An 11,867-nucleotide genomic window follows, 5' to 3' on the forward strand; every position below is an offset into this window, starting at 1 on the left:
AACACGCGAACGGCCGCAGTGTGCACCGCCGTTGTCCTGATGGCCGCGGTGTCCGCCTGCGGTGGTTCCAACACGGCGGCGCCGGCCGGCGCCGCCGACGTCTCGCCGCCGAAGAACCTCGCCTCGTCCGGCACTCTGACCTACGGCACGGCGGCGAGCTTCCCGCCCTTCGAGTCCCAGGGCACGGGCGGGCAGCCCCAGGGCTTCGACATCGACATGATCGCGGCGCTGTCCGCGTCCATGGGGCTGAAGCCCAAGGCGCTCGACATCGACTTCGACGGGCTCATCCCGGCGCTGTCGGGAAAGCGGACCGACGTCATCAACTCGGCCATGTACATCACGCCCGAGCGCGAGAAGCAGGTCGACTTCGTTCCGTACATGGTCATCGGGGAGACCCTGCTGACCCCCAAGGGGAACCCCAAGAAGATATCCAGGGTCCCCGAGGACCTCTCCGGGCGCACCGTCGCCGTCACCCGGGGCGCCATCGGCGAGACGTACATGACCGCGTACAACAAGGAGCTGAAGAAGCAGGGCCGCGCGGAGATGAAGATCATGTCGCTGCCGAACAACCAGGACGCGATGCTCGCGGTCCAGTCGGGCCGCGCGGACGCCTTCGACACCTCCACTCCCGGCGCGGCGGCCACGCTCGCCGCCACCAAGGACAAGTTCACCCTCGCGGCGACCTTCAAGAACGAGACGAAGATCGGGATCGCGGTACGCAAGGGCGACACGTCGACCAAAACCGCCATCACCGCGGCACTGAACCGGTTCGTCAAGTCCGGTGGCTACGCGGAGCTGCTGGCCAAGTACAAACTGCCCAAGGATTCCGACTACTTCGCCTCCTCGGGAGCGTCGTCGGCCAAGCCCTCCGCCCCGGCCTCGTCCTCCTCCACCTCGTCGAGCGGTTCGTAGCATGGAGTTCCTGCACAAGGCGGTCTCCACCGACTTCCTGACCGCGTCGCTGCTGACCTTCGTCCTCACGGTCCTGTCGATGGCGCTGGGCGTCGTGGGCGGTGTGCTGCTCGCGCTGGCCAAGGGCGTGCGGTTCGCTCCCGTGCGCTGGCTCGCCGACGCGTACATCTGGTTCTTCCGGGGCACGCCCGTCCTGCTCCAGCTCATCTTCGTCTTCAACGTGCTGCCGCTGTGGGGGCTGAGCCTGTCCCCGTTCACCTGCGCGGTCATCGCCCTGAGCCTCAACGAGGTCGCCTACATGGCGGAGATCGTCCGGGGCGGCCTGCTCGGGGTGGACCGGGGCCAGCGCACGGCGGCCCGGATGCTCGGGCTGTCCGAGGCGGGCATCCTGCGCTGGGTGGTGCTCCCGCAGGCGACCCGGCTGATCCTGCCGCCCACCGGCAACCAGTTCATCGGAATGCTCAAGACCTCCGCACTGGCCTCCGTGGTCAGTGTCCAGGACCTGATGCTCACCGCACAGCGCCAGGCCGCCGCCGACTTCGACTACGTCGGATCGCTCGGCGCGGCAGCCGTCCACTACCTCGTCCTGACCACGGTGTTCACCCTCGCCCTGCGGCAGGTGGAGCGACGTCTCGACGTCAACCGGCGCGCCGCCGCCCGGCGTACCAAGGACCCCGTCCGCACGACGGCGGCCGTCGACCCGGCGGCCCGATGAGTTCCGCGCGGCCCGCCACCGGAACCGGAAAGGGAGCGGCCATGAGCGACGCCAGGCCAGAAGCCACGGCGGAATCCGGTGTGCACGCCGCCACGGCCGGCACGCACACCACCACCACGCACACCACGACCACCACGCACTCCACCACCCCCGCGGCGCCCGCCTCCGCCAGGGCGCGCACCGTCCTCGTCGCCGAGAACCTCGGCCGCAGCTACCACGGCACCGCCGTGGTCAGCGAGGTGAACCTGACGATCCCGGCCGGCCAGACCGTCGCCGTCCTCGGCCCCTCGGGAGCCGGCAAGTCCACCATGCTGCGCTGTCTGGCCGGGCTCGAACCGCTGGAGACCGGCAGTGTGGGTTTCCAGGGCGAGCTGCTCTCGAAGGCCGGATCCAAACCGCGCTCGGTCGGCGGCCGGATCGGCATGGTCTTCCAGCAGTTCAACCTCTTCCCGCACCTCACCGCCGCGCAGAACGTGGCGCTGGCGCCCGTCCGGGTACGGGGGATCTCCCGCGCCAAGGCGCTCCAGGAGGCCCATGAACTCCTGGAGCGGGTGGGGCTCGCCGAGCGCCGCGACCACTATCCGTACGAACTCTCCGGCGGCCAGCAGCAACGGGTGGCCATCGCCCGCGCCCTGGCCATGCACCCCGAACTGATGCTCTTCGACGAGCCCACCTCGGCGCTCGACCCGGAGTTCACCCGCGAGGTGCTCGCCGTCATGCGCGACCTCGCCGACAGCGGGATGACCATCGTCGTCGTCACGCACGAGATGGGGTTCGCCCGAAGGAGCGCGGACCGGGTGGTGTTCATGGCCGACGGCCGGATCGTGGAGGACGGCCCGTCGGAAACCCTGTTCACGGCGGCCCGGCACGAGCGGACCCGCTCCTTCTTCGAGCAGATCCTCGGAGAGTAGGACCATGACGACGCCACCTCCGCCACGCCGTCTCTCCGCCGCCCGCCCGACCGCCCCCTGGAGCCTGCGCAAACAGGACTGGGCCTACCAGCAGCTCCGCGAGCGCATCCTGACCGGGGCGCTGGCCCCGGGGGAACAGCTCAGCCAGGAGGCCCTGGCCAATGAACTCGGCATCAGCCGGGGCCCGTTGCGCGACGCCCTGTCCCGGCTGGCCGCCGAGAGCCTGGTGGTGGACCGCCCGCACCAGAAGTCCATCGTCGCCGAGGTCTCGGTGGCGGACGCCCGGGACATCTACAACGGCCGGGCGGCACTGGAAGGGGTGCTCGCGGCGGCGGCCGCTCAGGCGGACGCGGACGAACGTGACTTCCAGGCAGCCGACTTCGGCTTACTGCTGGAGCGCCAGCGCATCGCCGTCTCGCTCGGCGACGCCGCCCAAGTGCGCATGCTGGACCGGCAGTTCCACGACGCCGTCTACGCGATGGCGGCCATGCCCGCCACCCTGGCCGCGCTCAATCAACTGCGGGCCAAGAGCGACCGCTATCTCGCTCTCTATCTGGCGGACTCCCAACGGGCCCAGATCTCGGTGGACGAACACACCGCCATCCTCGACGCCCTGCTGAGCGGGGACGCCGAACAGTCCGCCGCGCTGACCCGGACCCACGTACTGGGCGGGCTGACGCTGCTGACCGGCTCCATCGTCGGCCAGCCCGCGCGCCTGGCCGACCCCGCCGTCTGACGTGCGGGCGGGTGGGGCCGGTCCGGTCCCGCCCCGCACCGCCCGTCACCCCGCCCGCCACCACACCCGACGTACCAGACACAGTGAGGAACCCGATCGTGATCCATCTGCCCGGGGCCATCGAGCGCCTGTCCCTGCCCGAACACACCGCCCGGCTGGGGATGTCCGTACGCGAGGCCGAACGCGAGCTGGAGAACGGCCCAGGCCCCGACCGCCTTCTCGACGCCACCTACGCCGACACCCACCGCTTCCCGGCCCCCGAGTGGGCGCTGCCCACCTTCAACGCGGCCGCCGGCGGCGACGGCATGACGTACACCCCCTACCGGGGCGACCGCGCCGTGCGCGAGGCCGTCGCCCACAACGTCTCCACCCACCTCGGCATCCCCGCCACCGGGCCCGCGGACGTCATCCTCACCCCCGGCACCCAGGGCGCGCTGTTCACCGCGCTCGCCGCGATCCTCTCGCCCGGGGACCTCGTCCTGCTGCCCGACCCCGACTACCTCTCCACCGAGCGGATGCTGCGCTACTTCGGCGCCCGGGTCCGGCGTATCCCGATGATCTGGCCGGACGAGTCCACCGGCGGCGCCCGCACCCGCCCCACCCTGGACCTCCAGGCGCTGGAGGACGCCGCCGCCGAGGGCCCCCGCCTGATGGTCTTCTCGCACCCCAACAACCCCACCGGCGCCATCTACGGCGAGGAGACGGTCGAGGCGATCGCCGACGCCGCCCGCCGCCACGACTTCACCGTCATCGCCGACGAGCTGTACTGCCGACTCGTGTACGAGGGCGAGAAGTTCCACCACCTCGCCGCCTTCGACGGCATGGCCGAACGTACGGTCACCCTGCTCGGCCCCTCCAAGACCGAGTCGCTGTCCGGCTACCGGCTCGGTGTCGCCGTCGCGCCCACGGCGCTGGTCGACGCGATGGAGGACGTGCAGTCCTGCACGGCGCTGCGGGCTCCCTCGTACGCCCAGCACCTGCTGGCGCGCTGGATCGCCGACGACGTCGACTTCCTCGACCGGCGGCTCGTGGAGTACCAGGCCCTGCGCGACACCACCGTGAAGAAGATCAACGCGTCCTCGGTCATGCGCGTCAACGCCGCCTACGGCACCGCCTACCTCTTCCCCGAGGTGCTGACCGGAGCCAGCGACCAGGCCGTGGCACTCGCCCTCAAGGAACACGCCGGTGTGATCGTCAACCCCGGCTACCAGTTCGGACTCGCGGGCACCGGCCGGATGCGGCTGTGCTTCGCGCAGGACGAGACCGCCTGGGACACCGCCCTCGACCGGATCATCGAGGTCGTGGGCTCGCTGGACCCGGCATGACGGCCGGCCGGGGCCCGCGCGCGGTGTCACCCGCCGCCCCCGTGACACCGTCGGTCGTGGTCGAGGCGCGGTACGGGGTGATCGGTCTGCCCTTGCGACTGAGACTCCGTCACACCACCGTCGACACAGCGGAGTTGACGGAGGTCTTCCTCCGGGTCCGGCTCGCCGACGGACACACCGGCTGGGCCGAGACCCGGGGCAACGGCGCGTACGCCACCCATCACACCGCCGGTGACATCGCCGCCGCCCTGGCCGCACTGCCCCCCGCCAGCGATCCGGCGTGGGCCGTTCCCGACGCCCTCGCGGACGCCCTGGCCGCCCACTGCCCACCGGCCGCCGCGCTGCTGGACATCGCCTGGCGCGACGCCTCGGCCCGCTCCCTGGGCCTGCCACTGTGGGCGACGCTCGACCCGTCGGCCGCGGCGCCCCCCGGGCCGCTGCCCACCCACGCGCCGATCGGCTTCGGCACTCCGCCAGAGGCGGCCGAGCTGGCCACCGCCGCCGCACGGGCCGGATTCCGCCGGGTCAAGGTGCGCGTCGGCGGCGACCCCGGCCTGGACCGGGCCCGGATCGCCGCCGTACGCACGGCCGTCGACCGGATCGCGGGCGGCGGTACGGTCGCACTCGCCGCCGACGCCAACGGCGGCTGGACCCCCGACACCGCGATCGCCGCCACGCGGTGGCTCGCGGACAGCGGCGTCGCCTGGCTCGAACAGCCCGTCGCGCCGGGCGATCTGGCGGCGCTGGCCGCCGTGCGCGCGGCCTCGCGCGTGCCGGTGTGGGCCGACGAGTCGGTCCGCGACGCGGCCTCGGTGCACGCCGTCGCCGACGCGGGCGCCGCCGACGGAGTCCATCTGAAGCTGGAGAAGGCGGGCACCGTCGCCGCCCTGGCCGCCGCGATCGACGCCGCTCGCTCCCGAGGGCTCGACGTCGGGCTCGGCCAGATGGACTGCGGACGCCTCGGCTGCGCGACCACCGCCCAGCTGGCGGCCGGGCTCGGGGTCGCGGTGGCCGAACTGTGGGGCTGCGCCAACCTCGCGCACGACGTCACCGAGGGAATCGACCTGCGTGACGGTGCCGTCCGCCTGCCCGACGCCCCCGGACTCGGCGTCCGGGTCTCGGTGGACCCCGCGCGGCTGACCCCGGTGGGCACGCGCACGCCCCTGCCGACGGCGGCGCCCGTACAACCCCCCGACCGAGCAAGGACGTTCTCACCATGACCACTGCCCCCGAAACGACCGGACCGACCGGCACGACCGCCCGGACCTCGGCCCCGACTCCGACCCCCCTCGGGTCCGCGTCCGGCCGGACCACCGGCACCCCCGACGTACTGGCCCTGCTCACCGCCATGGTCGCGTGCGACTCCACCACCCCGACCGGCGAGGAGGAGACCACCGCCGCGCTGCTCGCCGAGCCGCTCGCCGCCGCCGGCTTCGAGGTGGAGACCGAGCGGCTGGCACCCGGACGCGTCAACCTCACCGCGCGCCGCGGGTTCGGCGCGGGCGGCCCCGTGATCATGCTCAACTCGCATCTGGACGTCGTCCCGGCGGGCGGCGGCTGGACCAGCCCGCCGTTCCTGCCCACCCTGCGCGACGGACGGCTGTACGGCCGGGGCACCGCCGACGCCAAGGGACCGCTGGCCGCCATGGCGTGCGCCGCGATCGAGCTGGCCCGCGCGGCGGACGCCGGCGACGCCACGGCCCCGGCCCGCGGCGAGATCGTCTTCTCCGCCGTGTCGCAGGAGGAGGGCGACTCGATGGGCGCCCGTCATCTCGTACCGCTGCTGGCCCGCGAGGGCAGGCTGCCCGACGCGGTCGTCGTCGGCGAACCCACCGGAATGCGGCTGCTGACCGCCCACAAGGGCTCGGTCCGTCCGGTGATCGAGGTCGTCGGCGTCGCGGCACACGCCGCCACCCCGGGACAGGGCGTGAACGCGGTGACGGCCGCCGCGCGCGTCATCGCCCTGCTGGAGGAGTACAGCGCCTCGCTCACTGACCACGGCCACCCGCTGCTCGGCGCGCCCACCTGCACCCCCGTACTCATCGAGGGAGGCGAGGCGCCCAACGCCGTCCCCGAGCGCTGCCGGATCACCCTGGACCGGCGGCTGCTGCCGGGGGAGACCCAGGAGTCAGTGGTGGCGGCCGTCGGGGAGGTCCTCGACCGGTTCAACGCGGCGGGGGAAGGCGCGAGCGCCTCCGTGGTCGCCTGCGCGCCCAGCACCGGCGGCCCCTCGGAGACCCCCGGGGACCATCCGTTCGTGGGGCTGTGCCGCCGGGCGCTCGCTGCGGCCGGCGCCGACGACTCGCTCGGCGGACTCACCGTCAACTGCGACATGACGCACTTCAGGGCGGCCGGCGTCCCGGCGCTGGTCTGCGGTCCCGGGCGCCTGGAGGTGATGCACGCGGTCGACGAGCACATCGTCGTCGACGAACTGCGCGACTCCGTCGGCCTCTACCGGGCGATCCTCACCGAGGCGCTCTCGGCGGACCCGGAGAGCCCCGCATGGAGCTGACGATCGCGCTCGGCCAGGCGGAGAGCGTCCCCGGCGACCTCGCGGCCAACCTCGCCACGGCGACCCGGCTGGTGGCCGTCGCGGCCGCGCGCGGCGCGCGCGTCCTGGCCCTGCCCGAGCTGTTCGCCTGCGGATACGACCCCGACTCGATCAGCGCCGACCCCGACGGCTGGTCCCTGGCCGAGCCCCCGGCCGGTACGGAGCCACCGCCCGGCTCCCCGCTGGCCCCCCTCGCGGGGGCGGCGGCCGAGCACGGCGTCTGGGTGCTCCTCGGAGCGGCGGTCGCCGCCCGGGGACGGCCGGGCAACGCCGTCCTCGTCATCGACCCGTACGGCAGGGCGCGCGGCCACTACGCCAAGGCGCACCTGTGGCAGGGCGAGCGCGACGCCTTCGACCCCGGGACCGGGCTCGTCATGATCGAGGACGGCGGGATCTCCCTCGGCCTCGGCATCTGTTACGACGCCGGCTTCCCGGAGCTGACCCGCGCCTACGCCCGCGCCGGGGCCCACGCCGTCCTGTTCTCCTCCGCCTTCGCCCACGGCCCCACCGAGTACCGCTACGGCGTCTACCACCCGGCGCGCGCCGTGGAGAACACCGTCTCCACCCTGGTCGTCAACGCGGTCGGCGACATCGCGGGAGAGCGCTACTTCGGCCGCAGCGGCGCCTGGAGCCCCGACGGCCACCCGATCACCGCCTGCGCGGACGGCCGGAGCGACCTGCGCGTCGTGACCGTGTCGGCCGCCGCGACCGCCACCGTACGGCAGGAGCTGCCGTACCTGACCGATCTCCGTACCGACCTGCTCGGGCCCGCCCCGGCGCCCCCGCTCACCCGGATCTCCCTGCCCGGGGGAGCTGTCCGTCCCGAGCGATCCGATTCCCCCGACGACACCTCAGGAGCACCCCATGCCGCCCGTCTTTCCCGCCGCTGAGTACGCGCGGCGCCTGGCCGCGCTGCGCGCCACGCTCAAGACCCAGGAGCTGGACGCCGTCATCGTCCACACGCCGGAGAACGTCTGTTACCTCTCCGGGCACGCCACCCCGGGCTACTACACCTACCAGTGCCTGATCGTCACGGCCGACGGCGAGGCCGCGCTGCTGATGCGCGAGACCGAGACGGTCAACGCCGCCGAGACCACGTACTTCGAGCGGATCACCGGCTATCCGGACAGCTCCGACCCGATCCTGGCCACCGCCGAACTCCTCGCCCGGGTGGCGCCCGGCGCCCGCGCCGTGGGGATGGAGGCCCGCTCCTGGTTCCTGCCGCCGGAGCCGTTCCTCAAGCTGACCGCCCTGCTGGACACGGCCGGCGCGCGGGTCACCCACATCGACGGCGTGCTGGCCGCCGCCCGGCTCGTCAAGTCGCCGCTGGAGATCGAGCGGATCAGGGCGGCCGCCCGGTCCACCAACGCGGGCATGGCGGCGGCAGCGGCTGCGGCCGTTCCCGGCGCCTCGGAGCGTACGGTGGCCGCCGCCGCGTTCGGCGGGCTCATCGCCTCCGGCTCCGAGTACTTCGGCATGGAGCCGTTCGTCGCCTCGGGGCCGCGCGCCGGGACCATCCACGCGAGCTGGACGGACCGGGTCATCCGCCCGAACGAACCCGTACTCCTGGAGATGTCCGCGACCGTCGGCCGGTACAACGCGCCCCTCATGCACACCGTATGGACCGGCCCGCTCTCCGGTGAGCCCGCCGCCATGGCCACGGCCTGCGCGGCGGCCAGGGACGCGGCCCTGGACCATGTCGTCCCGGGCGGTTCCCCGGCGGCGGCACACGCGGCCTGCAAGGCGGCCATCGCCGACGCGGGCCTGGCCCACACCTACCGCAAGCGCAGCGGCTACTCGGTCGGGATCGCCTTCGCCCCGGACTGGGGCGAGGGACACCTGCTCTCCCTGGGGGAGAACGAGCAGCGCCTCTTCGAGCCCGGCATGGTGGTCCATGTGGTGCCCACGCTGCGGGTGCGGGACAGCGCGGGGATCGGTCTGTCGGCGACCGTCCTGATCACCGAGAGCGGCCACGAGGTCCTCACCTCCTGCGACACGGGACCGCTGCTGTGAGTGGCGCGGCGAGCGGTGCGGTGGGCGGTACGGAGCGAGCCGAGCCGGCGTCCGGCGGCCCGGTGCCCGACGCGCCCGTCCCGGCGGGGGACTACGCCGCCGCGCGGATCGCGGGCGGGCTGGTCTTCACCGCGGGGATGACCCCGCGCGCGGGCGGCGGCGTCATCGCGGCGGGCGTCCTCGGGGCCGGTCTGTCCGTCGCGGACGCGGCCCCGCTGGCCGCGCTCGCGGCCGGGCGCGCGGTCGAGGCGGCACGGGAGGCGGCGCGGGAGGCCGGGCTGCGCCTGGACTCCGCCGTCTCGATGACGGTCCACCTCGCCGTCGTACCCGGCTTCACCGAGCACAGCCGGGTCGCCGACGGAGCGAGCGCGCGGGTGCGTTCCCTGCTGGACGGCCCGCCGCCCGCCCGTACGGCGGTCGGGGTGGCCGCGCTGCCGTCGGGGGCGCCGGTGGAGGTGACGCTCGTACTGTCCACGGCGGAAGTGGCGGAACCGGCGGAACCGGCGGAAGTGACGGAGGCGCCGTAAGCGACGGGGACGGAGGCCCCGGCCGCCTCATCGTACGAAATGCTTCTCATTACGAAGGACGTCGTACCATGGGTCACCTCGACGAAGTGGAGCCGCCGTGACCGTCGCGACCAGCACCCGCGAACTCGCTCACCCCTCGTGCGCGGAGATCCGCCTCGAAGGTGTGCTGAACGCGCTCTCCGACCCGCTGCGCCTGCGTATCGTCCGGGACCTCGCCCGCGCGGACAGCGAGCTGTCCTGCTCGCACTTCGCGCTGCCGGTCTCCAAGTCCACCACCACGTACCACTTCAGGGTGTTGCGCGAGAGCGGTGTGATCCGGCAGGTCTACCGGGGGACGGCCAAGATGAGCGGGCTGCGCGTCGAGGATCTGGACGCCCTCTTCCCCGGGCTGCTGGACAGCGTCCTGGGCGCGGCGGCGGCCCAGGACGCCCGGCTTCCGGATGCCACGGCCGTACCGGTGCGATGAGCCGACAGAGTGCCGTACGGATCATGTGCGTGCGCGCCATGACAATAAGGGCGGATTGCCTGATTAAGTGGTGAATGTGTCGGAACATAAATTGATTTCCGCCCAGGAACCACATGAGCGTGACGCGTGCGAGTGGCCCGCATGGGAGGTGCAGGGGCACGGCACCGTCACCGGCGCCGGTGACCCCAGGGACGACGCCGCGCGGCGCGAGATCCTGCCGCCCTGGGTCGATGTCCGGCTGACCTTCGCTGACGGCGCCCGGATCGACGTGCTCGCGGTGGTGCGCGACGGCCATATCGCCATCGAGGACGCGCAGGCCGATCCGCCGCTCGCCCTGGAGGGCTTCGCCGCGCTCGCCGAGGCGATCGAGGCGCCGCTCCAGAACGCCTGCCAGATCGTCGCCGGCCCGCACCGGCCGCCCGTACCCGAGACCGCCGTTGTCGCCGCCGCCGGTGACGAGGTGGCCACCGGTACCGAGCAGTATCCCGCCCCCGCGCCCGTACACGCCGCCGAACCCGAACCCGAACCCGAACTCGAATCCGAGGCCGAGGTCGAGGCCGAGGTCGAGTCCGGGCCCGAACCCGAGTCCGAGCCCGGGGCGGTGGAGCCGGAGCCGGAGTCGATGCCCGCCCCCGAGTCCGGCCGGCACCGGGCCGCCCCGTCCCTGCCGCGCGGCAGCGCCGCCCGGCGCGGCGTCGCCGAGGTCTACCGCGTCGCCCAGCGCGCCGGTCAGGACCCGGTGCTCGCGGTGATGGCCGCCACCGGATTCAGCCGCCGCAAGGCGCTCAAGCTGATCGCGGGCGCCCGCGACGAAGGTCACCTGACGCCCCGTCACCATCGGCGCTGACGGCTAGGAACGCGCTCAACCGGAACGCCGCTCAACCGGAACGCGCGGCCGCGACGCGTTCACGTCGCCCCGTTCACATCGAGCGCATCCGGTTGATCTCGATGCTCTGCTGGGAGATGACGTCCTTCGCCATGTCCGCGACCTGGATGTTCTTGCCGTCCGAGACCGCGTCCGTGGCCATGGTGACCGCGCCCTGGTGATGAGTGATCATCAGCTTGAGGAACAGCTCGTCGAAGGCCGCGCCCCTGGCCGTCCGCAACTGCTTGAGCTGGGGCTCGGTGGCCATCCCCGGCATCGGGCCATGGTCATGTCCCTGCTGCTTCTTCGCGCCGCCGTTGTTGTCCAGCCAGCCCCGCATCGCGCCGATCTCGGGCTTCTGGGACGCGGCGATCCGGGCCGCGAGCCGCTTCACCGCGTCCGACTTCGCCCGCTCCGGGACGAGTTCGGTCATCTTCAGCGCCTGGCCATGATGAACGATCATCATCTGCGCGTACAGGAAGTCGGCCGAGTTGGGAGTGTTGTCGGGTGCGGCCTTCACCGCCTCCTCGGCCGAGAGCGTCCTCGCCGGCTCACCCGGCTTGCCCGGCGCCACCACACTGGGGCCCTGGCCCGCCCTGGCCTTCGCGGCGTCGGTGCCGTCGTCGTCCCCCGAGTCGCAGGCTCCCAGGGCGAGTACGGCGACGGCCACCGCCACGGCGGACACGGACCGGCGGATGCGCTGACTGCGGCGACGGACCAACACGGCTACCTCCTGCGGCATATGGGGTGATGGAACATGTCATGTTCCTAGCACGCTTCCGTGTATGAGTGATCGAAAACTTTCATTACGTCTCTGTTGCCATCTGTTGAGATGTACATGAGAAG

General features: G+C 72.9%; 13 protein-coding genes. 12 read left to right on the plus strand and 1 reads right to left on the minus strand.

Features of this window, described 5'->3' with window-relative positions; translation table 11 throughout:
* The first annotated feature begins 39 nt into the window (after window positions 1-39).
* From OG627_RS31290 to OG627_RS31345, 12 genes are all read left to right on the plus strand, one after another.
* Window positions 40-912, plus strand: coding sequence for an ABC transporter substrate-binding protein (locus OG627_RS31290; RefSeq protein ID WP_329070866.1), 873 nt, complete (start codon window positions 40-42; stop codon window positions 910-912).
* 1 nt (window position 913) lies between these two features.
* Window positions 914-1,627, plus strand: a complete 714-nt coding sequence (locus tag OG627_RS31295) for an amino acid ABC transporter permease (protein ID WP_329070867.1) — start codon at window positions 914-916, stop codon at window positions 1,625-1,627.
* Window positions 1,628-1,668: 41 nt separating this feature from the next.
* The gene (locus tag OG627_RS31300; RefSeq protein ID WP_329070869.1) at window positions 1,669-2,538 is read left to right on the plus strand and encodes an amino acid ABC transporter ATP-binding protein; all 870 of its coding nucleotides are present in this window, start codon (window positions 1,669-1,671) and stop codon (window positions 2,536-2,538) included.
* Between the two features lie 4 nt (window positions 2,539-2,542).
* Window positions 2,543-3,274: a GntR family transcriptional regulator gene (locus tag OG627_RS31305; RefSeq protein WP_329070871.1), complete on the plus strand. Its 732-nt coding sequence runs from the start codon at window positions 2,543-2,545 to the stop codon at window positions 3,272-3,274.
* A gap of 98 nt (window positions 3,275-3,372) precedes the next feature.
* The gene (locus tag OG627_RS31310; RefSeq protein ID WP_329070872.1) at window positions 3,373-4,599 is read left to right on the plus strand and encodes a pyridoxal phosphate-dependent aminotransferase; all 1,227 of its coding nucleotides are present in this window, start codon (window positions 3,373-3,375) and stop codon (window positions 4,597-4,599) included.
* A complete protein-coding gene (locus OG627_RS31315) occupies window positions 4,596-5,819 on the plus strand; it encodes a mandelate racemase/muconate lactonizing enzyme family protein (protein WP_329070874.1) in 1,224 nt (407 codons plus the stop codon). Before OG627_RS31310 ends, OG627_RS31315 begins: the two co-directional genes overlap by 4 nt.
* Window positions 5,816-7,111, plus strand: a complete 1,296-nt coding sequence (locus OG627_RS31320; RefSeq protein ID WP_329070876.1) for a M20 family metallopeptidase — start codon at window positions 5,816-5,818, stop codon at window positions 7,109-7,111. The genes OG627_RS31315 and OG627_RS31320 overlap by 4 nt, the downstream gene beginning before the upstream one ends.
* Window positions 7,102-8,040 carry a carbon-nitrogen hydrolase family protein gene (locus OG627_RS31325; RefSeq protein ID WP_329070878.1) on the plus strand — a complete coding sequence of 313 codons (939 nt, stop codon included), beginning with the start codon at window positions 7,102-7,104 and terminating at the stop codon, window positions 8,038-8,040. Before OG627_RS31320 ends, OG627_RS31325 begins: the two co-directional genes overlap by 10 nt.
* Window positions 8,015-9,163 (plus strand): M24 family metallopeptidase, encoded by a 1,149-nt coding sequence (locus tag OG627_RS31330; RefSeq protein ID WP_329070881.1) that lies wholly within the window; start codon window positions 8,015-8,017, stop codon window positions 9,161-9,163. The genes OG627_RS31325 and OG627_RS31330 overlap by 26 nt, the downstream gene beginning before the upstream one ends.
* A complete protein-coding gene (locus OG627_RS31335; RefSeq protein WP_329070883.1) occupies window positions 9,160-9,690 on the plus strand; it encodes a RidA family protein in 531 nt (176 codons plus the stop codon). Before OG627_RS31330 ends, OG627_RS31335 begins: the two co-directional genes overlap by 4 nt.
* 97 nt (window positions 9,691-9,787) lie before the next feature.
* Entirely contained in the window at window positions 9,788-10,156 is a 369-nt protein-coding gene (locus OG627_RS31340; protein WP_329070885.1) for an ArsR/SmtB family transcription factor, read from the plus strand.
* 91 nt (window positions 10,157-10,247) lie between these two features.
* Window positions 10,248-11,003: a DUF6214 family protein gene (locus OG627_RS31345; RefSeq protein WP_329070887.1), complete on the plus strand. Its 756-nt coding sequence runs from the start codon at window positions 10,248-10,250 to the stop codon at window positions 11,001-11,003.
* A 73-nt stretch (window positions 11,004-11,076) separates the two neighbouring features.
* On the opposite strand, the gene OG627_RS31350 is transcribed toward OG627_RS31345, so the two are convergent.
* On the minus strand, window positions 11,077-11,763 hold the full coding sequence (locus tag OG627_RS31350; protein WP_329070889.1) for a DUF305 domain-containing protein: 687 nt from the start codon (window positions 11,761-11,763) through the stop codon (window positions 11,077-11,079).
* Window positions 11,764-11,867: the final 104 nt, after the last annotated feature.

The organism is Streptomyces sp. NBC_01429 (genome assembly GCF_036231945.1).
Classification (GTDB): Bacteria; Actinomycetota; Actinomycetes; order Streptomycetales; family Streptomycetaceae; genus Streptomyces.

Excerpts from the sequence above, each read along its gene's own strand:
- OG627_RS31350 (WP_329070889.1), bottom strand. The coding sequence starts at position 11,763 with ATGCCGCAGGAGGTAGCCGTGTTGGTCCGTCGCCGCAGTCAGCGCATC.
- OG627_RS31330 (WP_329070881.1), top strand. The coding sequence starts at position 8,015 with ATGCCGCCCGTCTTTCCCGCCGCTGAGTACGCGCGGCGCCTGGCCGCG.
- OG627_RS31305 (WP_329070871.1), top strand. The coding sequence starts at position 2,543 with ATGACGACGCCACCTCCGCCACGCCGTCTCTCCGCCGCCCGCCCGACC.
- OG627_RS31300 (WP_329070869.1), top strand. The coding sequence starts at position 1,669 with ATGAGCGACGCCAGGCCAGAAGCCACGGCGGAATCCGGTGTGCACGCC.
- OG627_RS31290 (WP_329070866.1), top strand. The coding sequence starts at position 40 with ATGGCCGCGGTGTCCGCCTGCGGTGGTTCCAACACGGCGGCGCCGGCC.
- OG627_RS31320 (WP_329070876.1), top strand. The coding sequence starts at position 5,816 with ATGACCACTGCCCCCGAAACGACCGGACCGACCGGCACGACCGCCCGG.
- OG627_RS31325 (WP_329070878.1), top strand. The coding sequence starts at position 7,102 with ATGGAGCTGACGATCGCGCTCGGCCAGGCGGAGAGCGTCCCCGGCGAC.
- OG627_RS31295 (WP_329070867.1), top strand. The coding sequence starts at position 914 with ATGGAGTTCCTGCACAAGGCGGTCTCCACCGACTTCCTGACCGCGTCG.
- OG627_RS31315 (WP_329070874.1), top strand. The coding sequence starts at position 4,596 with ATGACGGCCGGCCGGGGCCCGCGCGCGGTGTCACCCGCCGCCCCCGTG.